This window comes from Pseudoalteromonas sp. BDTF-M6 (genome assembly GCF_018334135.1).
In the GTDB taxonomy this organism is placed as follows: Bacteria; Pseudomonadota; Gammaproteobacteria; order Enterobacterales; family Alteromonadaceae; genus Pseudoalteromonas.
In genome coordinates this window covers 1-26,079 of the sequence record NZ_JAGXTQ010000011.1, presented here as the reverse complement: position 1 = coordinate 26,079, position 26,079 = coordinate 1, and the positions used below count along the sequence as shown (strand labels likewise).

General features: G+C 51.7%; 23 protein-coding genes and 1 rRNA gene. 13 read left to right on the top strand and 11 right to left on the bottom strand.

Annotated features, from left to right (window positions below; genetic code table 11):
• The first annotated feature begins 122 nt into the window (after positions 1–122).
• Together KD147_RS16650 and KD147_RS16645 are read left to right on the top strand one after the other, a co-directional pair.
• Positions 123–2,192 (top strand): TonB-dependent siderophore receptor, encoded by a 2,070-nt coding sequence (locus KD147_RS16650; RefSeq protein ID WP_212548575.1) that lies wholly within the window; start codon positions 123–125, stop codon positions 2,190–2,192.
• Positions 2,193–2,327: 135 nt separating this feature from the next.
• Entirely contained in the window at positions 2,328–3,179 is an 852-nt protein-coding gene (locus KD147_RS16645; RefSeq protein ID WP_212548574.1) for an SEL1-like repeat protein, read from the top strand.
• Between the two features lie 74 nt (positions 3,180–3,253).
• Here KD147_RS16645 and KD147_RS16640 read toward each other — a convergent pair whose 3' ends face one another.
• Positions 3,254–4,147, bottom strand: coding sequence for a DUF808 domain-containing protein (locus KD147_RS16640; RefSeq protein WP_212548573.1), 894 nt, complete (start codon positions 4,145–4,147; stop codon positions 3,254–3,256).
• Positions 4,148–4,229: 82 nt separating this feature from the next.
• Here KD147_RS16640 and KD147_RS16635 point away from each other — a divergent pair, with 82 nt between their 5' ends.
• From KD147_RS16635 to KD147_RS16620, 4 genes are all read left to right on the top strand, one after another.
• Entirely contained in the window at positions 4,230–4,535 is a 306-nt protein-coding gene (locus KD147_RS16635) for an MliC family protein (RefSeq protein WP_212548572.1), read from the top strand.
• A 59-nt stretch (positions 4,536–4,594) separates the two neighbouring features.
• Positions 4,595–6,061 (top strand): 4-hydroxy-3-polyprenylbenzoate decarboxylase, encoded by a 1,467-nt coding sequence (gene ubiD, locus KD147_RS16630; RefSeq protein ID WP_212548571.1) that lies wholly within the window; start codon positions 4,595–4,597, stop codon positions 6,059–6,061.
• A 61-nt stretch (positions 6,062–6,122) separates the two neighbouring features.
• The gene (gene fre / locus KD147_RS16625; protein WP_212548570.1) at positions 6,123–6,836 is read left to right on the top strand and encodes an NAD(P)H-flavin reductase; all 714 of its coding nucleotides are present in this window, start codon (positions 6,123–6,125) and stop codon (positions 6,834–6,836) included.
• 141 nt (positions 6,837–6,977) lie between these two features.
• Positions 6,978–7,391, top strand: coding sequence for a CBS domain-containing protein (locus tag KD147_RS16620; protein WP_212548569.1), 414 nt, complete (start codon positions 6,978–6,980; stop codon positions 7,389–7,391).
• On the opposite strand, the gene add is transcribed toward KD147_RS16620, so the two are convergent.
• The 8 genes from add to cyaY form a co-directional block, all read right to left on the bottom strand.
• Positions 7,392–8,399 carry an adenosine deaminase gene (gene add / locus KD147_RS16615; protein WP_212548578.1) on the bottom strand — a complete coding sequence of 336 codons (1,008 nt, stop codon included), beginning with the start codon at positions 8,397–8,399 and terminating at the stop codon, positions 7,392–7,394. It abuts the gene before it with no gap.
• Positions 8,400–8,462: 63 nt separating this feature from the next.
• Positions 8,463–11,126: an ATP-binding protein gene (locus KD147_RS16610; protein ID WP_105253536.1), complete on the bottom strand. Its 2,664-nt coding sequence runs from the start codon at positions 11,124–11,126 to the stop codon at positions 8,463–8,465.
• Positions 11,127–11,136: 10 nt separating this feature from the next.
• The gene (locus KD147_RS16605; RefSeq protein ID WP_212548568.1) at positions 11,137–12,255 is read right to left on the bottom strand and encodes a heme biosynthesis HemY N-terminal domain-containing protein; all 1,119 of its coding nucleotides are present in this window, start codon (positions 12,253–12,255) and stop codon (positions 11,137–11,139) included.
• A gap of 1 nt (position 12,256) precedes the next feature.
• Complete coding sequence (locus tag KD147_RS16600) at positions 12,257–14,134, bottom strand: uroporphyrinogen-III C-methyltransferase (protein ID WP_212548567.1); 1,878 nt, start codon at positions 14,132–14,134, stop codon at positions 12,257–12,259.
• A 30-nt stretch (positions 14,135–14,164) separates the two neighbouring features.
• A complete protein-coding gene (hemC, locus tag KD147_RS16595) occupies positions 14,165–15,106 on the bottom strand; it encodes a hydroxymethylbilane synthase (RefSeq protein ID WP_212548566.1) in 942 nt (313 codons plus the stop codon).
• 18 nt (positions 15,107–15,124) lie between these two features.
• Positions 15,125–16,069, bottom strand: coding sequence for a DUF2914 domain-containing protein (locus KD147_RS16590; RefSeq protein ID WP_212548565.1), 945 nt, complete (start codon positions 16,067–16,069; stop codon positions 15,125–15,127).
• Positions 16,070–16,090: 21 nt separating this feature from the next.
• Positions 16,091–16,750 (bottom strand): alpha/beta hydrolase, encoded by a 660-nt coding sequence (locus KD147_RS16585; protein WP_212548564.1) that lies wholly within the window; start codon positions 16,748–16,750, stop codon positions 16,091–16,093.
• On the bottom strand, positions 16,751–17,071 hold the full coding sequence (gene cyaY, locus KD147_RS16580) for an iron donor protein CyaY (RefSeq protein WP_105253546.1): 321 nt from the start codon (positions 17,069–17,071) through the stop codon (positions 16,751–16,753).
• A 146-nt stretch (positions 17,072–17,217) separates the two neighbouring features.
• On the opposite strand from cyaY, the gene lptM reads away from it, so the two are divergent.
• From lptM to KD147_RS16555, 5 genes are all read left to right on the top strand, one after another.
• The gene (gene lptM, locus KD147_RS16575; protein WP_212548563.1) at positions 17,218–17,403 is read left to right on the top strand and encodes an LPS translocon maturation chaperone LptM; all 186 of its coding nucleotides are present in this window, start codon (positions 17,218–17,220) and stop codon (positions 17,401–17,403) included.
• Between the two features lie 62 nt (positions 17,404–17,465).
• Positions 17,466–18,296 carry a diaminopimelate epimerase gene (gene dapF, locus KD147_RS16570; RefSeq protein WP_105189404.1) on the top strand — a complete coding sequence of 277 codons (831 nt, stop codon included), beginning with the start codon at positions 17,466–17,468 and terminating at the stop codon, positions 18,294–18,296.
• Positions 18,293–18,904 (top strand): DUF484 family protein, encoded by a 612-nt coding sequence (locus tag KD147_RS16565; RefSeq protein WP_105189403.1) that lies wholly within the window; start codon positions 18,293–18,295, stop codon positions 18,902–18,904. The genes dapF and KD147_RS16565 overlap by 4 nt, the downstream gene beginning before the upstream one ends.
• A complete protein-coding gene (xerC, locus tag KD147_RS16560; RefSeq protein WP_283247860.1) occupies positions 18,901–19,833 on the top strand; it encodes a tyrosine recombinase XerC in 933 nt (310 codons plus the stop codon). Before KD147_RS16565 ends, xerC begins: the two co-directional genes overlap by 4 nt.
• Positions 19,834–19,841: 8 nt before the next feature.
• Positions 19,842–20,534, top strand: coding sequence for an HAD-IA family hydrolase (locus tag KD147_RS16555; RefSeq protein WP_105189402.1), 693 nt, complete (start codon positions 19,842–19,844; stop codon positions 20,532–20,534).
• Positions 20,535–20,541: 7 nt separating this feature from the next.
• Here KD147_RS16555 and KD147_RS16550 read toward each other — a convergent pair whose 3' ends face one another.
• The gene (locus KD147_RS16550) at positions 20,542–20,955 is read right to left on the bottom strand and encodes a GNAT family N-acetyltransferase (RefSeq protein WP_212548562.1); all 414 of its coding nucleotides are present in this window, start codon (positions 20,953–20,955) and stop codon (positions 20,542–20,544) included.
• A 177-nt stretch (positions 20,956–21,132) separates the two neighbouring features.
• On the opposite strand from KD147_RS16550, the gene uvrD reads away from it, so the two are divergent.
• On the top strand, positions 21,133–23,298 hold the full coding sequence (gene uvrD, locus KD147_RS16545) for a DNA helicase II (protein ID WP_105189423.1): 2,166 nt from the start codon (positions 21,133–21,135) through the stop codon (positions 23,296–23,298).
• The gene (locus KD147_RS16540) at positions 23,243–25,339 is read left to right on the top strand and encodes a tRNA(Met) cytidine acetyltransferase TmcA domain-containing protein (protein ID WP_212548561.1); all 2,097 of its coding nucleotides are present in this window, start codon (positions 23,243–23,245) and stop codon (positions 25,337–25,339) included. Before uvrD ends, KD147_RS16540 begins: the two co-directional genes overlap by 56 nt.
• A gap of 620 nt (positions 25,340–25,959) precedes the next feature.
• On the opposite strand, the gene rrf is transcribed toward KD147_RS16540, so the two are convergent.
• Positions 25,960–26,074, bottom strand: a 5S ribosomal RNA gene (gene rrf, locus KD147_RS16535).
• Between the last annotated feature and the right edge of the window lie 5 nt (positions 26,075–26,079).

Sequence of the window (26,079 nt, the reverse complement as noted above, 5' to 3'; positions counted from 1 at the left end):
GTCCCTTTCGAATGCATTAAAAATGAAAACATGAATAACACTTCAACACTTGCAATTGATAATCATTTGCAATAGCATGCGCATTCACAATAACTCTTAACAACTCTTTAGGATCTTACGCAATGACGCGCCACCCTCTTTCACTCATTATTCTCAGTGTCTTATCTACGCCAAGCCTAGCGGCAACCCAAATAGAAACCATTGAAGTGATCGGCAGTTATTTCAATGATTATAAGGTCGACAGCGCTTCCGGCGCCATGCGCACCGATGCCTCACTGTTAGAGACGGCCCAGTCGGTGACCGTGATCCCAGAAACCATAGTCAATGAGCAGCTGGCCACCACCCTGGGTGAGGTCTTAAGTAACGATGCCAGCCTAACCTCGGGTTCAAAACAGCGTAACCGGGAAACCTTCAATATGCGCGGCTTCAGCCTAAGCTCCGCAACCGGCTACCTGCGCGATGGCCACCAGCACTGGTCACACTACCAACAGCCCATTGAGATCTTAGAGCGCGTTGAAGTGATCAAGGGCCCTGCAAGCATTTTATATGGTCAGTCCGGTCCTGGCGGCTTGGTTAATATGGTTACCAAGAAGCCAAGTGCAAATCGCTTTGTTAATCTCAGCGCCGACGTTGATCAACATGGCTCAACGCGTTTTATGCTGGATGCCAGCTCGGCTCTTAACAACGATGAAACGCTGCGCGGCAGAGGTATTGTGGTTAAGCAAGACGTTAATTTCTGGCGTGATTACGCCAATGGCGACGCACGTGAGCGCGACCGCTTTCTCGGCGCCCTGGTCGTTGATTACGACTTAAGCGAAGATACCCTGATCCGTGTTCACTATGATCGCACCGACGACAAAACCGGTCTCGACACCGGTGCCTGGCTAGATGAGCAAGGCAAGCTGATTGGCGATGATAAAACCATTTACGACTTTTCCTGGGCCTTTACCGATATTGAGGTTGAAAACCTCGGCCTGGATGTACGTACCTACCTCAATGATAACTGGCAACTTAAGCTCGGCTATAACGAACAAACCTTCGAGCGCCAACGCTTCGAGTCGGCACCACGTAAACCCGGTGATTATCAACTCGGTGACAGCTATAACTCGCGCCCCTATGATCGCTTTGACGACTGGCAATTTACCACCGCCTATATCGACCTTATCGGTGACTTCCAACTTGCCGGAATACAGCATCAGCTTTTGATTGGTGCCAATAGCCTGGATTATTACTATGGCCAACTGCGCACCAGTGCCGATGCCATCGATTTTATCCCTGGCCAAACGGAACCGAGCCGCCCCGACATCAGCTATAAAAGCGATACCAGTTTAAGCAGCAACGAGTACGACTACTACGGCATCTATATCCAGGATTTGATCACCTTGAATCCCCAGTGGCAGCTGTCCCTCGGTGGTCGCTATGATAAACAGAATAAAGAAGGCGCCGACAACGAGTCAGTGCTGCCTAAGGTTGGCCTGCTGTATCACCCGCACCACAATGCAACCTTGTATGCCAGCTACTCAGAGGGCTTTGAACCTCAGGGCTCGGAGCGCCTTATTAATGAAAGTGATAAAAACCATAATATGAAACTCGATGCCATCACCTCGGAGCAAATGGAGATAGGCGCGAAATGGCAATTATTTGATGATCGCCTGCTGCTCACCGGTGCACTCTTTGATATTAGTAAGAAAGGCACCCTGGTTAGCGAGTTGGTGGAGCATCCGGATTATGACACCATCACCACGCAAGTGGGCGAGCAGCGCCATAAGGGTGCCGAGTTAGCCGCCCAAGGTGCCCTGAGCGACCGCTTCTTTGTCATGGCCTCAACCATGTATCTGGATGCCAACTACGAGCGTGATGAAACCCTGGAAGGAAACACCCCGGCAGATGCACCGAAATGGTCGGCCTCATTGTGGTCACGCTATGAAGTCACCGAAGCACTGGCGCTCAATGCCGGGCTCTTCTACACCGGCAAACGCTTTGCCGACAGCGATAACCAGATAGAAAAAGACGCCTATACCCGCGTCGATGTCGGTGCCACCTATGCCATCAAGCTCGCCGGCAATGATGTGGATCTGCGCTTGAATATCGAAAACCTTTTCGATACCGATTATTTGGCCGGTGGCGGTGTCAATAATGTCACCGTAGGTGAAGGCACCAACTTCCGACTTGCCGCACAATTTAGCTTCTAAGGGCATGATAAAAAGGCCACGTCTGTGTGGCCTTTTAATTAAAAGCTATTTGTAACATAAGCTTACAATTCGCTTTTGCTCGTATTCGATACCTTGCTTACAGTGGAGTCATTCTCTTAATGACAAGGAAGTAACATGGCTATTGGCATCTCCAATGCGGCACAGCTACGCCCGACCAATCTAAACCGACACGCCGGTGACTACAGCCTGCTTCATCTTGGTCCCCTGCCATTAATCCCCTTGGGCCTCCCCCGAAACGGCGTGAAGCACTGGCTTCTTTGGCTCAGCTACCATAGTCTGGCTGTGTGGCTATTACTCTTGGTCGGTTCTTATTTTTACCACCAGCAACAAGAACAAAAGGTGCAGCAACAGAGCATCCTGTCGGCCCCTGAGGTTTATGATGTGTATTTAGTCGATCAGCAACAGTTGTTTCAGGCCCTTGGTGAGTCCGCGCGTCCCGGCTTTAAGGTGCTCCAAGTAAATGCGGTTGATGAGGCTCAGATCTCAGTTAAAGTCGGCGCGGTAAGCTACCAAAATAGGAACGGGGTCAGCAAAGCAATTCGCATGGATAACCTGATGCAAAATGGCTACTTTGCAACACAGCCACTTACCCTTTCACGCGCGGCTCTTGCCGATTACTTTGCAACGGGTGCACTCTATGCCGCTCACAGGCCCAATCATATCTACATCAACGGCGGCATCGTTAGACCCCTCCCCAAGCCCAAGCCCCTATACTCAGGGGTCAAGCTCAATAAGGCCAACCAGCGTGGTATCGAATATTATCGCCAAGGCGCTTGGCAAGAAGCTTTAGCTGCGTTTAAGGAAGGAGCCGACCAAGGCGACAGCTGGGCGCAATACAACCTTGGCGATATGTACCAAAAAGGACATGGCGTTAATGAAGATCTTAAGCAGGCCTGCCTATGGTTTGTCAAAGCGGCTCAGCAGGATCATGCCCAGGCACAAGCGGCTTTGGCTCATTGTGATTAGCGCCCATAATGCTTACCAACTATTTGTAAGTATAAAAAAGCCCGGCATTTGCCGGGCTTTCTTCTCTAAAATTGTTATTTTTTCAGCAGCTTGACCAAGTGTAGTGCGATTACGACTACGAATCCAGCGATAAGCCCGGCGATACCATTGGCGCCATTGACGACCAAGGTTTCAAGCAGTCCACCGTATTGACCGGCCAGCTCACCCCAGTGGACAATAAGGTGATGCAGGGGCACAATCCCATGCACCAATATGCCGCCACCTACTAGAAACATGGCTATAGTCCCCAATACCGCCAGCGCCTTCATCAACCAGGGTGCCAAGGTCAGCAAGAAACGACCCATTGCGCGACTCATGGCGCTTTTAGCTGAAACACCCCGCTGCAGCAGATATAACCCGGCGTCATCCAATTTAACGATGCCCGCTACCAGGCCATATACACCCACCGTCATCACCACGGCAATCACCGACAGCACTGAGAGCTGATGAATAAAACTGGCGGTCGCAACCGTACCCAGTGAGATCACGATAATTTCTGCGGAAAGAATGAAATCGGTGCGTATCGCCCCCTTTATTTTTTCCTTTTCCGCTTCCGGGGTCAGAGGCTCGGCCAGGGCCGGGTGCTCCGGCTGCTCTTCCTTGGAGTGAACCAGCTTTTCTGCCCCCTCAAAACACAAGAATAAGCCACCTAACATTAACAGCGGCGTGATCAGCCAGGGAATAAAGGCGCTAATCAGCAGCGCCGCGGGCACCAGGATGGCCTTATTGAGCATGGAGCCTTTGGCCACCGCCCAGACCACGGGTAACTCGCGGTCGGCGTTCACCCCCGAAACCTGCTGCGCGTTAAGGGCCAGATCGTCCCCCAGTACGCCGGCGGTTTTTTTGGTCGCCACCTTACTCATGGTGGCAATGTCGTCTAATAGGGCGGTGATATCATCAAGTAGGGTCAGTAAACTTGCGCCAGCCATGGGCATTCCTTTTGCAGTGTTAAATGTGCCTTGTTAAGCTAATACGCTACACTGAAGTTGTCCACAATTGCGGAGCAAAACAATGGCTAAGATACTTTTTCTCGCAATACCCGCCACTATACTGCTCAGCGCCTGCAACGAGTTGCCCTTAACCGAAGAGCGCGCCGTGGCGGTAAACTACCGCTGTGATTCGGGAGCCACTTTCAGCGTTCGCTTCGGCGCCGAGAGCGCAACCCTGACTTTAGATCAAGATACCTATACCCTGCATGGCGAGCGCGCCGCCTCCGGTGCCAAGTACAGTAATAGAGAACTGACCTTTTGGGGCAAGGGCGATAACAGCATACTAATGATCAACGACGAAACCTGGCAGTGCCAGCGCAGTGATTGATCGCTTTTGCGTCGCCATCAAGTATAATGCTGCAAACTCTCTAGGCTTACAGAGGCGGAATGAAATACAAAGACTTAAGAGACTTTATCGCGTTGCTTGAAGAACGCGGCGAGCTCAAGCGGATCAGCCAGCCCATTAGCACCCATTTGGAAATGACCGAAATTGCCGATCGCACCTTGCGTGCCCAAGGCCCGGCCTTACTATTTGAGAATCCGGTCGGCTATGATATTCCGGTGCTTGCAAATCTCTTTGGTACACCCGAACGCGTGGCCTTAGGCATGGGTCAGGATAACGTCGAAGCGTTGCGCGAAGTGGGTAAACTACTGGCCTTCCTCAAGGAGCCCGAGCCGCCTAAAGGCATTAAGGAAGCGCTTGGACAGATCCCGGTATTCAAACAAGTCCTCAATATGCCCGCCAAGGAAGTGAAAAAGGCGCCCTGTCAGCAGGTGGTACTCAGTGGCGATGAGGTCGACCTGACCAAGTTGCCCATACAGCATTGTTGGCCAGGCGATGCCGCGCCTCTTATTACCTGGGGCCTGACGGTCACTAAAGGACCTTACAAAAAGCGCCAGAATCTGGGTATTTACCGCCAGCAACTGCTAGGTAAAAACAAAATTATTATGCGCTGGTTATCGCACCGCGGCGGCGCCCTAGATTTCCAGGAATGGTGTAAGGAAAATCCAGGGGAGCCCTACCCGGTTTCCGTTGCCCTGGGTGCCGATCCTGCCACTATTTTGGGTGCGGTCACGCCAGTGCCGGATACGCTCAGCGAATACGCCTTTGCCGGTTTGTTGCGTGGCAGCAAAACCGAGGTGGTAAAATCGATTTCCAACGATTTACAGGTGCCTGCCAGTGCGGAAATTGTGCTTGAGGGTTATATCGCCCAGGACGAGCTGGCGCCCGAAGGGCCTTATGGCGATCACACCGGCTATTACAATGAGGTCGATGATTTCCCGGTGATGACGGTGACCCATGTTACCCACCGCGAAAAACCCATATACCACAGTACCTATACCGGCCGCCCACCCGATGAACCGGCCATTTTAGGTGTGGCACTGAACGAAGTATTTGTGCCCATTTTGCAAAAACAGTTCCCAGAAATAGTTGATTTCTATTTACCGCCCGAGGGCTGCTCATACCGCATGGCGGTGGTGACCATGAAGAAGCAATATCCCGGGCATGCAAAAAGGGTGATGATGGGCGTATGGTCCTTCCTGCGCCAGTTTATGTACACCAAGTTTGTGATCGTTTGTGATGATGACGTCAATGCCCGTGACTGGAATGACGTGATCTGGGCCATTACCACACGTATGGACCCGGCGCGCGATACCACCTTGGTAGAAAATACCCCAATCGACTACCTGGACTTTGCCTCGCCGGTTTCCGGCTTAGGCTCAAAAATGGGCATGGATGCAACCAACAAATGGCCCGGTGAAACAGACCGCGAATGGGGCGAACCCATAGTGATGGACGAGGCCACCAAGCAAAGAGTCGATGAAATATGGGACTCACTGGGCATAGACTAGGTGCCCGTTTATTGGCCTTCTATGGTAGGCTAGCAGTTAAGAGTAAGAAGCAAGGTTAATCATGCAAACATTACAAGCGGATGTGCTTAGCATTTCGCCACTTACAGAATTTGTTTACAAAGTAATTTTGAAGCCAAATGCAGCGGCTCAATTTGAAGCGGGCCAGTATTGTCAATTGGTACTGGCGGAAAAAGACAAGCGTGCATTCTCAATCGCCAGTCGCCCCAGCCAACAGCATGAAATAGAGTTACACATTGGCGCCTCGGGTGCCGACTCCTACGCCATGCAGGCGCTTGAGCACCTGAAAGAGCATCTTGCCAATGGCACTCAGGCAACGCTGGAAGTGGGCCTGGGTGTATCTCAGCTACGTCTTGATTGCGACCGTCCACTGGTTCTTTTGGCGGGGGGCACCGGCTTCTCCTATGTTAAATCGATGGCCGACCACCTTGCCGAAGTCGGCTGCGACCGCCCGGTATTTTTCTACTGGGGTGTAAAGCACGAAGATGCTCTGTACGCCAAAGAAGAAATGGAAGCCTGGGCTGCCAGTAACCCGCATTTCACCTTTATCCCGGTCGTTGAGCAACCGCAAGGCGGGTGGCGTGGCCACACCGGCTTAGTACATCAGGCGGTGATGAAAGACATAGTGTCGTTAGAACCCTACGCAATTTATATGGCCGGACGTTTCGATATGATAGGCGCGGTGCGCGATGACTTTATCGAGCACGGTGCCCTGCGCGAACATATGTATGCGGATGCCTTTGCCTTTATCAAGTAAACCGCCACTAAGCTTTCGCTGTTAGAAAAGAGACCTAGGTCTCTTTTCTGTTTTTTGGAACACAGTAATAGTTTTAATTCATTTTACCTATCAACCAGCCAAACCTAGACTACTCCCATCAACCACAATAGGAGTGCGACCATGTTCAATATCAAAGTCTCTGATATTATCAAGCGAACCTTTTTATCCATCAGCCCGGATCTTGAGCTCACCGCAGCGATTGATTTACTGCTTAAACATCAGGTGATTGGTGCTCCGGTGACCGATGACTCGGGAAAGTTATTGGGTTATTTATCGGAGCAAGACTGCTTAGCGCCGCTGACCACCAACAGCTACTTTTGTGATGGCCGTATCCAGGTACGTGAGGTGATGAGCCAAGATGTGCTTACCTGTCAGCTCGATGACTCTTTACTTGATTTAGCCGCGCGCATGCGCCGCCACAATCTACCCAAACGTTATCCAGTTATTGACCAAGGGAAAGTCATCGGCATGGCGGAGCGCTCGCAGGTATTACAAGCGCTCTCACAGAGTTACCGCAGCTGTAGCGCTGCCTGATTATGCCTCGCGAGCGGCCGCTTTTGTTTTTAAAGCGGCTTTATCGCCATCGCTTAAGTAAGCGATTTCTAACGCATTGACTTGAGCCAACTCGATATCTTCCTTGCTTAGGCCTGCTTGGTAAGCGGCATGTTGATATTCGTTGTCGAGCTCAATGCCCTGCACCGCCGGATCATCGGTATTAATCGAGGCCAAAATGCCGTGCTCCAAGAAGCGCTTCAATGGATGGGTGTGAATATCGGCAACCGTACTGGTAAGCACGTTACTGGTCAGACACGACTCGATACCAATGCGGTTATCACGCAGGTAATCCATTAATTTAGAGTCCTGGATAGCATTGACGCCGTGTCCGATACGATCGGCCCCCAAGCCCTGAATGGCCTGCCAGATACTGCTGGAATCCTGTGCCTCACCGGCATGCACGGTGGCACGCAAGTCAGCCTTGTGCACCTGTTTAAAATGGTCCACAAACAAGTCACCGGGAAAGCCAAGCTCGTCACCGGCCAAATCAACCGCCACCATCTGCTCTTTAAAGGCCAAAATGGCGTCCAGCTCTTGCTGACATTTTTGTTGTCCGAAGGTGCGCGACATAATGCCGATTAGGTTGACCTTGATATCGTGCTCACGCACGGCGCTATGAATACCATCGACCACGGCCTCAACCACCCCTTGTGGATGCAGGTTATGGCTCATCGCCATGTAGTAAGGGCTAAAACGCAGCTCGGTGTAGTCTATGCCTTGTGCCACGGCATCCTCAACATTTTCGATGGCAATGCGACGGCAGGCATCGTAATCCCCTAACACCTTTACGCCCCAGTCGAGCTTTTCTAAAAAAGCCATCAAGTCGGGGGCTATCTCAACGACCTGCACATGCGGACGCAAAGACTCAAGGTCGTTACCTGGGAGCTGTATATTGAACTGTCGGCCCAACTCGAGAATGGTGGTAGCGCGTACATTGCCGTCTAAATGGCGATGTAGATCGAGTAAAGGTAGTTGGCGATTGATCATCATGACCCCCAAGTGTGTAGATAAAATTGCGCGCATCATACGCACTTGCGCAATAAATTCAAGTTAGTCCGGTGTGGCACTCACCCGCCGGGCCAATTGACGGGCAATGCTACTAAAGAGCGTATTGGCCTCAATAGGCTTCACCACATAGTCGTTCATGCCGTAATGTTGAGCCAGCTTTAGGTCCCGCTCCTGGGCATTGGCGGAAAGGCCAATGATAGGCAAATCACTGAGCAGTAGCTCATTACGAATCACCTGGGTGGCCGCCAAACCATCCATATTTGGCATCTGTATATCCATAAGCACCAGGTCATAATGTTTGCGGCCCACCATTTCGACCGCCTCAACACCATCGTTGGCTATATCCGGTTTAGCGCCCTTGCCCTCAAGCATGGCCTTGGCCACCTGCTGATTGAGCGGGTTATCTTCCACCAGCAAAATAGCCACATCGGTTAAGTCGATATTGCGTAATTCGCCGCGCTGCTTTGGCCTGTCTTGACGCTTCGGTAGATTGGATTGCTTCGGCAGATAAACGCGAAAACAGGACCCCAGCCCCTCTTCGCTCTCCAGTTCAATGCGCCCGCCCATCAAATCCACCAGCTTTTGGCAGATGCTTAAGCCTAGCCCGGTGCCGCCAAAGCGTCGCGAGGTCGAGCCATCGGCTTGCGAAAATGGTTTAAATAATTGTTTTTGAATCTCTTTACGAATACCTATACCGGTGTCGCTAACGCTAAAGCAGAGTTCATTTTTACCCTCGGCAACCTTTAGGCGAATGGCACCGTGCTGGGTGAACTTCACCGCATTGTTCAACAGATTCAGCAAAACCTGCTTAAGGCGGATCATATCGGTGTGGAAGGTGGGCGCCACCTCCGGCTCGATTTCATAGTCGACCAACAGGCTCTTATTGCTGGCTTCCACACTGATCAACTGTTTTAGCTCGGTGCAGAGCTCGTCTATGACTATGGGCTCCTGGTGCAAGTCGAGTTTGCCCGCTTCCATCTTTGAAAAATCGAGCAAGTCGTTAAGTACTCGCAGCAGCACACTCAGGGCGTTATCCGCCTGCGCTACATACTGCTTGCCCTTTTGCCAATTATCCTGCTGCAAGGCCAGGTAATGCAAACCCTTGATGCCGTTGATTGGGGTGCGTATTTCATGACCCATATTGGCCAGAAACTGTGATTTCGCGCTGTTGGCACTGTCGGCCTTGGCCTTTTCTTCGCGCAATACCTTGGTTTGTTTTGCGACCTGATCGCGCACGCGAATATTACTGCCGGTGATGGCGATTAAAAAAGTGGTCAACAACCAGACGAACAGCATGCCCACCACCTGAGCAAACCAATAGCCAGACCATAACGGTCGGCCGCCCTGACGATAAATGTTTAAACGCCATTGCCGAGAGGCGGTAGCCACATCATGGCTCATGATCAAGTCATCATGTTCGGCCAGCTTTAAAATAGCCTGTTGCGGCTCGGCACTGATATCCACTACTTCCACATCTATGCCGTCGAATGCCATTTTGGCCAGTGCCGATTGTTTTAATAACGGTAGGCTTATCACCGCAGCCACATAGCCATTAATCAGGGTTTCTGTATCCAGCACCTCGGCCACCACCAAAAAACCAAGATCGCCCTGAGGGCTGCTTTCAAGCTGAAAGGCGGGGGTTACAAACAACTTTCCCGGATGCGTTAAGAGTTCCGGGAAGTACGGCTCCGCACTGATATCAAGACCAAACACAGTCTGCAGACCCGACGAAAACTGACCATAATAGACGGGAAAACGATTCTCTCCGGCATACCGCTGTGCAAAGCGGGCAAACACCCGATATTGCTCAACGCCCTCATCCTGAGCTCGTTGTTCCAGGGCCGCCACGTCTTGCGCTAACACCTTGGGCATCCATACCAGGGCATTGATCTCCGGGTTGTAGGCCATTTGTTTGCTGGTAAAGTCATCAAACTCGCGCCGCGACACGTTATGACTGTGGGTCATAAAGGAGGCCAAGATCTGGGTATTGGCACGCAATCGAGTGAGCACGGCATCAAACTGCTCGACGATCACCTGCGCCTGGGAATGATAATAGCGTTGATTTTGTTCTTGCTTGGCATTGGCCGCGAGATAGAAGGTGACGCTGATCACCGCATAGATAATCAAGGAGGGTACCACCACCTGAAGGCGATGACGCACCACTTCGAAGTTAAAGCCTGCCAAGAGTAGGGGAGTAAAAATCATCACCCCGATACTGTCACCTATCCACCAGGTTAGAAAGTTCTCCCAGCGTCCCGACGCCGGGATCACGCCATTGACAATCAACAACTCGGTACCGACCACGGCAGCAATAACACAGACCAGGGGACCGCCAACCAGGATGCTGGCCATGCTGCGTTTTAAATCAGACAGATCAAGAGGTGCGCGCAGTACCTTGGTGATCAGCCAGTAGCCCAAAAAGGCCTGGAAGGTGGAAGCAAGCGTCACCAGTGTAGCCTGGGTAGCCACCTGCCAATGGAGGATCCCTCCAAGACTCTCAAGGTGCAATAAGTTGGTCATGAACGCGCCGATCAGGATACCGACTAAGGCTCGGCGTCCGGCGATCAACAGCGCCGCAAGGGCAATGCCAGAGGGTGGCCAAGAGGCCACGGCATAGCCCTCAACAGATAACAGGGCGTTACTTAAAAATCCGGTAATAAAGTAACCCAGGGCAACAACAAGGCTTAGGTTGAATAGGCTCTTCATTACCGGCTCGCTAGCGCTGGCTGTGGTCGAGAACGAGTAAGGCTTTCTCCGCTTGACCTGTGGCGCGATAGCTTTGCATGGCCCGCTGTGGATGCGGCAGGCGCTGTTGCTGCGCTAAGACCTTATCGAAAATCCGTGCCGCCAGCTCGTGTTCGCCCTGGCTTTGCGCCAAATAAGCCAGACATACGAGCATTTCCGGCTCATCGGGCTGCTTTTTCAGCTCGGCCTGCAATGCTTTTTGCAGCTCTTCGACCTGGCCGTATTCGATCTCGCTCAATACCGACAAGAGCTGCGAGTATTCATTACACTTGAGCAGCTTTTTCAGCTCTTCTTGCACCGCGGCAATTTCTCCGACACGCACCATAGCCCGCAAATAATGGGTGTGACCGCCACTGCGCACCGCTTTAGGCAGATCGCCATTGCGCTTTTGCAAGGTGGTGACCGAGTCACTATCAAAATATGCCCGCAAGGCCCAATCCCACTCGTTTTCATCCAAGCTTTGCGCCTTGATTAAACGCGGGGCTAATTGGGCAAATTCGTTAAACTTATGCAACTTCAACAACACATTGGCATAAAGTTTTAACTGATGCGCCGTGGCTTTTTTACTCGCGCATTGGCTGCGTAGCGTGGCCAGTACCTCGGCTTCGCTATTGGCCGCCAACCACAGGTTTACCGGCTCACTGCGATTCTTATCCGAAAGCTCATCCAGGAGATTCAGAGCAAAGTCCCGCTCCCCTTTCTGCAAACGAGCCTTGGCCTGCATGGCCAGTGAGAAATCACGCCACTTTTCGTCGACACTGCCTTTGCTTAAGGTGTGCTGCAGTTGCTGCATATCATCATTAATCAGCGCCCATAACGCTTGTTCCAGCACCGCCTGCTTGCGCTCCTTGCTACGGGCAAAAAAGCCATGGCGAACATTGCGATAGCTGTTGATCACATAACGCAGCAAGCAAAAAAGCAGGTAACCGCCAAACAGGGTTAGCAAGGTGAGAATAACAAAACTGACTATGCTGCCCTCGACGGTCCACTGACCAAAGGCAATCAGCACATAGCCCTTTTCGTCAATCAGCCAAGGAGCCACCGCGGCGACCAAGGCGATAAGGCCAAAGATAATAAGCAGTCTCACCATGTTAAGACTCCTCTAGCGCACTTACAGTGGCCAGGTTAACCGGCTGTGCAGGCGTAAGCTGTTGTAGTCTCAACTGTTTGAGCTGACTCAGAAATTGACTGGTTTGCGGCTCTGATAAATCAAAGTAGCGGGTAATTAAATCCGCCGCACCTTGCAGCGATTGTTTATATAAATCGACATACTGGTGAGTGGCGGCAAAGCCAGCCTGATCCAGGTAAAAGTGCAGGCGCTGTTTAATCAAGCGCTGTTGTTCGTTGTCCAGCAGGGGCTCTATGGTCGTTTCGCGTTTGCGCACCTTGATAAAATCATCCACCAGCTTATCCCAGGAGCGTCCTAAATTAGCCCGCCAGTCGGAGACATTGTCCGATAGTGCCTGGTTATCCGCTGCAACCGGTTCGTCCGGCAAATCAACCATGTTGAAAGCCAGTTTATCGACCTGCTGCCCCAAACCATGCAAGGTCAGGACAATGGCTTGCACATCCGCCAGCTCAATACTGGCTAAGGTTTGCAGGTCACTGTGAATCGCCCTTCTTAGTTGGGCATTACCCGGGTAGCTGGCGAGCAACGCATCGGCGCGCTCAAGCACGGAGGCCGCGCCGGCGTAGTTATTCTCAGACCAAATTTTAAAATCGGCCAGAGCCACCAAACGGCGCAACTCGTTCATATCTAAGGGGGGTTGAGTATTATCTTGTGCCGCAGCAATGCTTTGCTCAACATGCGTGATCAGCGAGCGCTGATTGGCACTCAATTGGCGGCTGATGTCGTCATTAAAATCCTGCTGCCACTGCTGACTTTGCTGTTGCTGGGTTTGTTGCGCACTGCCCAGGGCCTTGATCTGCTCCGTCAGTGCCTGATTAGCGCTCCGCAACTGCTGCACTCGCTGTTGCATTTGTGCTAGCGCCGCATTTTCCTGCTCGACCGCGCTGCTTTGCTGCTGATACTGCTGCCAATATAAATAGCCAGTCCCGGCTCCGGCACCGAGAGCGATAAAAAGAGCCAGTAAACCAAGCTTACTCATGCCTCGACGCTGGCCTGTCGGCGCTGCGTCCGATGGCATTTTTGGCTGCGGCTCTTTTGTTGTGGCCGCCGACGTATTAGCAGGAGTTGATCCCTGCTCTGGCTTCTCTGGCTGCTCGCTCATCTTGTTTTCCTGCTCACTGTCGATACACGCGGCGATGGCCTGGTTAGTCACGCCTGCGGCAATACTAATATGGTCCGTGGCCACACCCTGCTGTTCTAAGTGTGCCCCTGTTCTAGCACTAACAATATAGAAATGTCGCGATTTAAGCCACTGTAATAATTGCGGATCTTGGCTAGCAAAGATGGCATCGACGCTGCTGTTACTGGTTATGACCAGGGCATCGACCTGCTTCTGCTGCCATTGCTGTAACCAGGCATCACTGCTCGGCTTTGCCCCACTGCGCTGATACACCACCAGCGGATTCACAAAGGCACCGCGCTGCTTAAGGGTTTTAGCTATGAGGGTGCGGCCACCGCGGCCCTTCACCAGAACTATGGATTTACCCTCAACCTGCTGTAGCTGAGGCAGCGCCAGCACGCCTTCAGAATCATGCTGCTCAGGCACCAGGGCGCGGTATTGAAAATGGCTTTCTATTGCCTCGGCGGTGGCTTCTCCCACCGCCACACATTGCAGACTTGAAGGCAGGGTGGCACGCTGCTGATACAAGCCACTCACCGCGTCTTGAGAGACAAAAACGGCAATATCGGCCTCATCCAGAGTCGCTAACTCTTGTTCGTCACTGTCGAGATACTCTATGTTTAGAACCGGGCATTGAGTCACCTTATGCCCTTGCGCGCTAAGCAGATCCGCCAGTTCTTGCCCCTTGCCCTGGGGTCGAGTAACAACAATATGTGCCATTGCCTGTGCCATCGTTTTCGTCCACTGCTATTATTTTATTTCACCGTACACCTTGGCCAGAATCACATCGGCTCCTTGAGCCAAGAGCTCTTCCGCCAGACTGACACCCAGTTGCTGTGCTTCGCCAATCGGCCCTTTGGCTTCGGCGCGCAAAATTTGTTTACCATCCAACGAGCCCACCAGACCACGCAGATACACCTGGTCACCTTCAACCACGGCGTAGGCCCCGATAGGCACCTGGCAACCCCCTTGCAAACGGCGGTTCATGGCACGCTCGGCATCAACACGGATACGAGTTTGCGTATGCTCCAGCGGCGCCAACAGGGCTTTAATTTGCTCATCATCACTGCGACACTCAATACCCACGGCGCCTTGGCCGTTGGCCGGCAGCGACTCTTCGGCACTGATATAACTGCGGATACGATCGCTCATTTCTAAGCGGATCAGGCCAGCGGCGGCAAGGATAATGGCATCGTACTGGCCGTCGTCCAGTTTAGCTAAGCGGGTATTTACATTACCACGCAGATCGCGAATATCGAGATCGGGACGACGTTCCTTCAATTGGCACTGACGGCGTAAGCTCGATGTACCAACCACGGCGCCCTCAGGCAGGCTGTCGATATCGGCATACTGGTTCGATACAAAGGCATCGCGCGGGTCTTCGCGTTCACAAATGGTATGCAGCTCTAACCCGGGGGGGAAATCAACCGGCACGTCCTTCATGGAATGCACCGCGATATCCGCACGGTCTTCCAGCATGGCCTGCTCCAGTTCTTTTACGAACAAGCCCTTACCACCCACTTTAGCCAAAGGGGTATCGAGAATAATGTCGCCCTTGGTGGTCATGGTCACCAGTTCGACTTCAATATTTGCATGATGGCGCTCTAATTCAGCCTTTACAAATTCGGCTTGCCACAAAGCTAGGGCACTTTTACGAGTGGCAATTCGCACTCGCTGAGTTGCAGTTGTCATGTAATTCCTAATTCAAAGTTAAGGCTTGGCAATTAAGCGAAATTCTCTTGTTGCCAATAACTTATTATTGTTATCTCGTAATTCTACACGCCACAAACCGGCTTGGCTGGGCATAATGCGTTTAGATGAAAAGGTGCGATAACGAGCGGTGTGCACGCCAAGTTCCACGCGCGCCACCTGCTGCTGTTCAAAATACCAAATGTGGCTTACCTGTTGCCCCTGCAAACCGCGCAATTCGGTGAAAAAAACCAGGCGGTCATCGAAGTCATCCATGGCAATTTCACGCCCTAGGGCGCTCACCGGCTCACGGTCTTGCACCTGTGTGGTGAGTACCGCCCGGCTTACCTTGTCGGTATCTATTTTGCTGCCCTGGGCCAGATTGGCAACCTTGGCTTCATCATTAAAATCGGCGGCGGCAAGTGTTGGTTCTGCCTGAACGGGTTCGGTCCGAATGGACTCGGCCTGACTAGGTTCAGCCGTGCCCTCGTTCGCTTGATTTACCTCTGCGACGACTGCGACCTCAGCGGGTTCAACTTCGCTTTGCGCTGAGCCGCTAAGCGGTGGAGTTTCAGGGGTTGCCTTGGTGGCTACCTTGGTGGCGACCTCGGTGGCGACCTCGCTGACTGCCTGGTTAGCATCCTGGGCAAGCACCTCGGGCTTCTCTAGTGACTCACCCACCAGCGCCTGCTCAACAACCTTAGGCTGTTCAACATCACCAGGCTCCTCGACACTGGCAACCGGGTCTGCGACTAATTGGCTTGCGGCTATTTCGGACTCAGAAACCCTGCTTTGTTCGGCAATGGCTGGGGTAAAAGCGGCATACCAAAGCGCACCGATAGCGAAGGCTCCTACCCCTGCGACTGTGCCGATGCGATGCCAATGCCACTGATAGACCACATCCTTGCGGGCAATGCGCGGTGTTTTATTATTCATATTCGCAGTAATCACGATTTTTTGTCCCATGCGCTGGTTCCTAGATCTCTTTTAACTTAGTCGCTCTATAAGCCATTGTCGAATAGCCTCAAGCTCTTGTTCACAGACCTGGTGCGCCATGGCATACGTTTGCCAAGACACCGCCATCCCTTGCTCCTGCAAACACTCATAGGCCTGTTTGCCAGCTGCTAATGGCACCACATTGTCAAACTCACCATGGGCCATAAAAACTGTGAGGTCTTTGTGTATCGCCTGTTCAGCCAACAACTCGGGCTGCGACATATAAGTCGATAAGGCCATCACCCCAGCCAGCTTATGCTGATAGCGCGGCGCCAGATGCAAGGAAATCACACCGCCTTGTGAAAAGCCCGCAAGAATAATCTTATCCGCCGGTATCCCGGCTGCGATTTGCTCATCGATTAAGGCGCTAATGCATTGTGCAGATTGTTGCACACCTTGGGCATCGGCACGTTTATCTAGATCAAGGGATTTAATGTCGTACCAGGCGCGCATTTCCATGCCGCCATTAATGGTTACCGCCTGTACCGGCGCGTGGGGAAATAAGAACTTCACCCCCAGCTCATCGGGTAAGGCTAAATGTGGGGCCACAGGGGCAAAGCCATCGCCTGAATCCCCTAAGCCGTGTAGCCAGATCACCGTGGCTTTATGAACCGAACTATTAAAGTAGCTGACACCGTCGAACTGACTCACTTAATCATGCTCCCAGCGAATTTCAACACCCGCCTGCTTAGTCGCTGCATCACACATAAACTGCCAGAACTCGGCGCCAGAGCGGTTATCTATCCATTGCTCGCCATGTAATTCAAAGTGGTGGCCGTTAAATTTAGTGGCAACCCACACCTGATGCAGTGGCGCCTGCTTGTTAATCACTATCTTACTGCGGTCCGCAAAGATGATTTCTAATATCCCTGCCGCCGATTCATAGTCTAAATCCGCATCTAAATCGTCGATCTGATCTTCTATGGTCAACATCAATGCATCGGCCAGCTGATGATACTGGGTGTCGGTCATGGTGGTTTCACTCATTAGGCTTGCGCTCCTGTCCTGGCGGTAACGTTGTGAAGGGGAAATAATTCAACAGCAACGACTACATTTTCGGTATTTTCTGTTACTCTGCGATTATAAAACGAGTCATATTAATTATCTATCGAATCACTATGTATAACAGTCACCGATTGCTTCGAGTTGTGGTTGCCACCAGCTTAACGCTACTAAGCGCATGTGGTCAAAGTGGACCCTTATACCTGCCGCAAGAACAACAAGAAAACCAGCAGCCAGCCTCGGCACAAGAGCAAGATGATGAGGCACAAGCGCACGCCACGGACCCGCAACCGCAGCAATAAACCTAGAGTTGGCTGCGTTTTGCAGGCATAGTGATGGCATAGAGGGATGATGTAAGAGCGTTATGTTAGTTAACTTCTCCAAGATGCATGGGTTAGGAAATGATTTTATGGTCGTCGATAACGTGACCCAGAACATTTTTCTTTCCCGCGACCAAATCAAGCGACTGGCCGACCGTAACTTTGGCGTTGGCTTCGACCAATTGTTAATGGTCGAGGCACCCTATTCACCGGATTTAGACTTCCATTACCGTATTTTTAATGCCGACGGCAGCGAAGTGGAACAATGCGGTAACGGCGCTCGCTGCTTTGCCCGTTTTGTACGCATGAAAGGCCTCACCAATAAGCACAAGATTGCTGTTTCCACCAAGGGTGGCAACATGATCTTATATATTGAAAAAGACGGTCAGGTCACTGTGAACATGGGACAGCCCATGCTTGAACCCAAAGAAATTCCGCTAAAAGCCAGTAAACGCGAACTCACCTATATTTTACGCCAGCAGGAGCAAACCCTGTTTGTTGGCGCCGCCTCCATGGGTAATCCCCATTGCGTGATCGAGGTTGACGACATCGACACCGCCGACGTGCATACCCTGGGCCCCTTGGTTGAAGAGCATGAACGCTTCCCGAAAAAGGTCAATGTTGGCTTTATGCAGGTGATCGATCCGAACCATATTAAGCTCAGGGTCTGGGAGCGTGGTGCCGGCGAAACGCTGGCCTGTGGCAGTGGAGCCTGCGCCGCAGCCGTGGTTGGACAACTACAAAATAAGCTAGGCAACAATGTCAAAGTAGATCTGCCTGGCGGTAGCTTGCAGATCCGCTGGCAGGGCGAAGGTCACCCGGTCAAGATGACTGGCCCCGCCGAGCATGTTTTTGATGGACAAATAGCCTTATGAGTGAATTAAGCAAAGAGCAAATCGCCGACTATCTTAAAGACAACCCAGACTTTCTGCTGCAACACCCCGAGGTGTTCGCCGCGATGAACCTGGGTGCAACGCATGAAAGCGTCGCCTCTTTGCAATTACGCCAGCAACAAGTGCTGCGCGAACAAAATCGTGCGCTGCAACAACAGTTACAACAATTGGTCGCTCAGGCGAAACAAAATGAAAAAGTGTTTCAAGTATTCAGCGCCTGTCATCGCCAGCTGATGCGGGATGCCGAGTTTGTCGAACTGGCGGCGGGACTGGAAGCCCTGATCTGCGAACAATTGCAGATCAGTGAGTGTAAACTGATTAAGTTCACCGACGAGCTACAACCCTTGCTGGATAAACGCCTGGAGCAAAACAATCACTACCTTGGCCGCCTGTCAGAGCAGGAACAAGCGCTGATCTTTGCCGGCCAGAGCAAAAGCGCCGCCTTATACCTGATTGGTGAATTACCATCACCGTTAGCCATTTTGGCCTTTGCCAGTGAAGATGAACTGCACTTTGAACCGGCCCAGGACAGTCTGTTTATCTTTGAATTTGTCAAAGCCCTGCAAGAGCGCTTAACAGCCCTATCATGAGCGAGTCGCAGGCTCTCACCTTTGCCGTGATGACCGACAGCTGGCGCTTACCCGTGAGCGACTATCACCATTATCTGCGCTATGAAAAACAATACTCCAGTCACACCTTGGAGCAATACCAGCGGCAACTCCTAGAGGTGGCTCGATACTTTTATGATGACCGGGATGGCTGGTTGACCATTAGCGGTGACGATATTCGCCGTTATGCCATGTCATTGCGTGCCAAGGGCTTGGGGGCTCGCACCGTCAACCTTAAGCTCAGTTGCCTGCGCGCCTTTTTTCGCTTTTTACGGGCCTATAATCCACACCTTGATAACCCGGCGCAATTTGTAAAGGGCCCCAAGTTTGATAAGCCGCTGCCCCGCAATCTGGATATTGAACAGATGCATCAACTGCTTGAGATCGACGATGACGATCCGCTCGCCATCCGCGACAAGGCCATGATGGAATTAATGTACTCCAGTGGACTGCGGATCAGTGAGTTGGTTAATACTAACTGCAATGATATCGATTTGCGCAGTGCTGAAATTCGTGTCCTAGGTAAGGGTAATAAAGAACGCTTGGTACCGGTGGGTTCGCAGGCCATTACCGCAATTAATGCCTGGCTCAAGGTGCGCGGCGCCTTTGTCGGTGCCGACCCCGAGGCACTGTTTTTATCGAAACGGAAAACCCGTATTTCAGTGCGTCATGTACGGGAGCGCATGCGTGAATGGGGAGTCAAACAAGGCCTGAGTGCTCAGGTTCATCCTCATAAATTGCGCCACTCCTTTGCCTCTCATGTCCTGCAATCAAGCGGCGATCTGCGGGCGGTGCAGGAACTACTGGGCCACAGCAGTTTGTCGGCAACCCAGGTTTATACCCATTTAGACTTTCAACACCTGGCCAAGGTGTATGATAATACCCACCCCAGAGCTAAAAAACAGAAGTAACAGCCCGAATGATGCGATTTAATCGAGCCATGGCTCCCGCCAAGGTACTGAGCTTTGACCTGGACGACACCCTGTATGATAACCACCCTATCATCAAGGCAGCGTTGCAGGCACAGCAGGATTATTTGCTTACCCTACCGGGATGGCTGGAGCAAGGCGATGATTTTTGGCTAGACTGCCGTCGCATCGTGATTGCCCGTGATCCAGCGCTGGCTCATGATGTTACGCAAATTCGTAAGCAAGCGCTCACTTACGCCATGGATAAGATTGGGGTAGAACAATACCATGCTGACAATGCCTACGAGATTTTTGCCGAAGCACGCAGCAAGATCACCGTAAGCGATGAGATATTAGCCCTGCTGGAATCGCTTAAACGTAAATATCGACTGATCGCCATTACCAACGGCAATGTCGATGTCTCCAAGTTCAACCTCAGAGATCAATTCGAGTTAGTCTTGATGGCCGGGCCCGATGGCAAGTCCAAGCCTCATCGGGATTTATTCGATCATGCCGCCGAGCGTCTTGGGGTTGCGAACCAGGAAATCATCCATATCGGCGATAGCCTGGACACAGATGTGCAAGGTGCGAACAATGCCGGATGTCGCAGCATTTGGCTCAATAATCAAGGCATTCAATATGCCTATAAGGGTCTGCCTTGCTGTGAGATTGACGACATCATGGCATTGACGGAGCTAGGTTAAATACGAACTAAAGTGCTTTAACCATATAGCTACGACGCCCATCAAGAGGGTAATCAGCTAGCGCGAAGACCTCCTCGTAACCATGGCGGCGATAAAAGTCGGGAGCCTGGAACTCCAGGGTATCGAGTACGGCCTTTGTCGCACCCAATTCCTTGGCTGCCCGCTCCAGTTTATAAAAAAGTTCGTTGGCGTAGCCTTGCCCCCTGTGCTCAGGGTTGACCCATAACCAATCGATGAGTAGCCAATGGCCAAAGCATCGTCCAGCAATGCCCGCAACCACTTCTCCCTTATCATTGCTGACTCTAAAACCGAGGTTTTGTCTTTGTACGGGCCAATGTGACTTGTTAAAAGCAACCACCTGTTCTTTAAGCCAATCACTTAATTGCTCACTGCTGTCACTGACAATTTCGTACCGTCTCATTATCTAACTCCCGAAGTACCCATGGCGCCTATGTTAACTAATATGAGAACAAGCAGTTAGCGGTAAATTGCCGATAATTCGCTTGCTAAGGCATACCTGTTTATAAAAACAGTATTCTATTTAGCCAAAGCAGAACTCTTGTTATACTTGCCAAACTAACAATAGGTGGATGTGGCGATGGATGTATCTGAATTACTTGATGGCTTGAACGATAAACAACGAGAGGCGGTAGCAGCACCCTTGCAAAATATGCTGGTTCTTGCCGGTGCGGGCTCAGGTAAAACCCGGGTATTGGTCCATCGTATCGCCTGGTTGATGCAGGTAGAAAACGCCTCACCCTATAGTGTCTTTGCGGTGACCTTTACCAACAAGGCGGCCAAAGAAATGCGTGCCCGAGTCGAACAAACCATTCAAGGCTCCGCCGGTGGCATGTGGATTGGTACCTTCCACGGTTTGGCCCATCGTATTTTGCGTGCTCACCACCGTGAAGCAAAATTGCCTGAGTCTTTCCAAATTCTCGACAGTGATGATCAGCAACGTATGATACGCCGCTTGCTTAAGGCCATGAATATCGACGAAAAGAAATGGCCGGCAAAGCATATCGCCTGGTATATCAGCGCCAAAAAAGATGAGGGCCTGCGCCCTGGCGACATTCAAGCCTATGACGTCAACGAACAGCTATTACAGAGGGTATACGGCGCCTACCAAGAGGCCTGTGACCGCGCCGGTTTAGTCGACTTTGCCGAGATCCTGCTACGCTGCTACGAAGTGCTGCAGCAACAACCTGCGCTGCTGCGTCACTATCAGCAGCGCTTTGCCCATATTCTGGTGGACGAGTTCCAGGATACCAACACAATTCAGTATCGCTGGCTGGCTCTGATCGCCGGTGATACCAACTCCATGATGATAGTCGGCGACGACGACCAAAGTATCTATGGCTGGCGTGGGGCGCGTATTGAAAACATTAAACGCTTTTTGGACGACTTTGATGCCGAAACCATTCGCCTGGAACAAAACTATCGCTCCACGGCAACGATTCTAAAAGCGGCAAACTCGCTGATTGAAAACAACTCCGAGCGTATGGGTAAAAGCCTGTGGACCGATGGTAACCAAGGTGAGTCTATTTCCATCTATGCTGCCTTTAACGAGCTGGATGAGGCCCGTTTTATTGTCGGCAAAATTAAAACCTGGCTCGAGGCCGGCAATGCCCTCAGTGACAGCGCCATCTTGTATCGTAATAACGCCCAATCCCGTGTACTGGAAGAGGCTTTACTGCAAGAGGGCATGAAATACCGTATTTATGGCGGCATGCGTTTCTTCGAGCGTCAGGAGATCAAAGATGCCCTTAGCTATTTACGCCTGGTAAGTAATCGCCAAGACGACGCCGCCTTTGAGCGTGTAATCAACACGCCCACCCGCGGCATCGGGGATAAAACCCTCAGCCATATTCGTGACTGTGCCCGCGCCGAGTCACTGCCGCTTTGGTATGCCGCCAAGGCAATCATAGAGCAAAAGCATTTATCCGGCCGCGCCGCCACCGCGGTAACCCGGTTCTTGGAGTTAGTCGATGGCATCGAAGCCCATATTGGCGATCTGACTTTGGCCGAGCAAACCAAGTACGCCATTGAAAATACCGGCCTTATGGCCATGTATCAGGCGGAAAAAGGTGAAAAAGGCCGGGCTCGCGTAGAGAACTTAGAAGAATTAATCAACGCCTGCGAGCAATACGAATTACCGGTAGATGAAGAGTTTTCATCGCCACTGCAAGGCTTCCTAGCCTACACCTCGCTAGAGTCCGGTGAAGGTCAGGCCGAAGAGCATGAAGATGCAGTGCAGATGATGACATTGCACTCGGCAAAAGGCCTGGAGTTCCCGCTTGTCTTTATGGCCGGTGTTGAAGAAGGCATGTTCCCATCGCAACAAAGCCAGGAAGAAAGCGGTCGCTTAGAGGAAGAGCGTCGCCTTTGCTATGTAGGTATGACCCGTGCCATGGATAAGTTGTATATCACTCATGCGGAAAGCCGTCGCCTCTATGGTCAGGAAAAGTATCACAGCCCATCACGCTTTTTGCGAGAGCTACCCGATGACTGCGTCGAAGAAATTCGCGTTAGAACCAAGGTCACCGCGCCGCAACAGTCGGGCCGTTTTAGCCCATCGCTAACACAAGCGGCGTTTGCCGATAGCGGCTTTAATCTCGGCCAACGCGTGCTACATGCCAAGTTTGGCGAGGGCACGGTATTGAATTATGAAGGTGCCGGGGCCCAGTCGCGGGTGCAGGTAAACTTTGATGACGTTGGCAGTAAATGGTTGGTCACCGCCTATGCTCGCTTGCAAGCACTCTGAAGTCACAAACTTACTCAGCCAATTAAAGCGCCAGCGATGGCGCCAAGCGCTGTTATTGCGTGGCGAACGGCAATGGTGTTACGAGCAATTAATAGCGCTCCAGAAACTGACAGCCGCTCCATGGTATGTGCTCAGCAATAATGAAAAGTTGAGACAGGCCCAGTGGCCGCATCATCTGCACCAGATCCTGGGGCAAGAGCATGCCCACGCCGCCTACGACTGTTACAGCGGCTTTTACGCCGATAAACTCGCAGCGCTGGCGGGCACGGTGCAAGCCGGGGGCTTGTTGGTGCTTATGCTGCCGGAAGATACCAGCACATTTATCGACCCGGGCATGGATAAGCTGATTTCTTACGGTTACTCCACACCAACACAAAGCCATTTTTGGGCCTGGTTAGAACAGCAACTAGTAGAAACCGACTTTGTTAGCATCAAGCAATCTGCGGGGAGCTCGAATTGCATCACCTTGGTTGCCGATACCCCTGAGGGTAACGCTCAACCGGATACCAGCGAACAGCTAGCTGTCGTAGAGCAAATCATTAAAACCGCCAAGGGTAGAGCACATCGCCCCCTATTAATTAGCGCCGACCGGGGTCGTGGCAAGTCTGCCGCACTAGGTATAGCCGCCGGCCAGCTGAGCGATAAACGCATCATCTTATGTGCCGTTCAGCGTCGCGCGGTAAGTACCGTGTTTAAACACCTGAGCGATACGGCATCCCTTGCCGAGGCCAAGGACACAGATCTGAGTCTTGGTAATGTGGAATATATGCCTCCGGATCGCGTACTGCACGAGCAACCCAGTTGTGATCTACTCTTGGTCGATGAAGCGGCCACCCTGCCGATACATATTCTTAAACAGCTTTTGGCTATCTATCCACGCGTGGTCTTTGCCAGTACCCTAGCCGGTTACGAAGGCAGTGGCCGGGGTTACACATTGCGCTTTAAAGCCTATTTGCAAAGGCACTACTCTAACTTTCGCGAGCGCGTTTTAAACGAACCGTTTCGCTTCGCCTCGGGGGATCCCTTGGAACAGGGAATCAACAAATTACTGGTGCTTGATGCCGCCAGCAAGGAACTCCAGCCCTGCGAACAAGCATTAACTCATATTGCTATCGATACGGCTAAACTGCGCGAGCAGCCGGAATTGCTAAAGCAGGTGTTTGCTTTACTGGTGCTGGCCCATTATCAGACTTCGGCCAATGACTTTCGCCAATTACTGGATGCGCCGGGACAGCGTATTTACCTGAGCCGAAAAGGCGAGCAACTGGTCGCCGTGGCCGTTATTACCTTGGAAGGTCGCTTCGATGAGCAAATGGCGGCCCAGGTTGTAAGTGGTGAACGTCGTCCGCAAGGGCATCTTCTTGCTCAAAGCCTGGCGCAGCTAAGCGGTGAATCACAATTGGCGCAGGTATCCTGCGCGCGCATAGTGCGTATTGCCGTGCACCCGCAGCTCCACCATCAGGGAATAGGGAGTGATTTGATGGACTTTATCGGTGACGATCTCACACAACATAAGGTTGCCATACTTGGCACCAGCTTTGGCGCTCACGCCAGCTTGCTTGAGTTTTGGCGGCGTCTAGGGCTTAGCATCATTAAGCTGGGCATTAAGCGGGATCATGTCAGCGGCGAATACAGCGCCCTAATGACGAAAGGACTCACTGAACAAGGCACCCAACTATTGTCACCGGTTATCAAGGCCTGGAGAGAAGATCTGCCGCACCTAATAGCGCATTACTTTGCCGACTTGGAGAGTAGACTCTTACTGCAATTATTAGGCGAATGCCCCGTGATGGAACCTCTTCATACCGATCATCACACCCTATGGCGCTATAGCCAGGGACATATTCCTCTAGCACAAGCCTATGGTGCCCTGCGGCGCTATCTTTTCAATAACTGGTCCACTCTAGCAGCAGCACCTAAAGAGACCCAGGACGTAATTCTAGGGCTTGTCTTTAACAATGCAGATGCCAAACCTGTCGAACTGAGTAAAAAGCAGTATCAGCAACTGCTTAAAGACTTTATTCAGCAACTTATCAAATAAAACAAAACGCCCCACCAGATCCTCTAAGCGTCAAACCCCACTCATTATGCGGGTTTCTTTTTTCGATGTTCTACCGATTAAACCAAGTTACGAAGCTATTCCAAAGCCGCCCTAACTTGCGCTACTTATCTAGCATGGATTTAGGGCTGCGTGATAACCACACCTGATGGCTACGGCTATCGATAGTCAAAGAATGTAGTAAGAATATTAAACGCCAGAAAGCAAAAAACCCGCTGCATTGCTGCAACGGGTTTCTTTAATAAGGCGCTGGTTCGCTACGAAGTAGTCGCTATGAAGTATGATGTTCTACTTTACTTCGGGCTATCCTGCCCTCCGCCCTACGGGCCGCCTACGGCGTTCAAATAGAACATCACGTCTTAAAAACGAAAAAAAACCAGCACTAGGCTTGGTTCTTCGTTTAATAAGGCGCTGGTTCGCTAGGAAGTAGTCGCTACGAAGTAGGATGTTCTACTTTACTCCGGACTATCCTGCCCTCCGCCCTACGGGCCGCCTTCGGCGTTCAAAAATGTTCCCGACATTTTTGTCACCTGCTCAAGTAGAACACCACGTCTTTAAAACGAAAAAACCCAGCACTAGGCTGGGTTCTTCGTTTAATAAGGCCCTGACGATGTTCTACTTTCACATGGCAAATGCCACACTATCATCGACGCTGTTTCGTTTCACTTCTGAGTTCGGCATGGGGTCAGGTGGTTCCAAAACGCTATGGTCGTCAGGAAAAA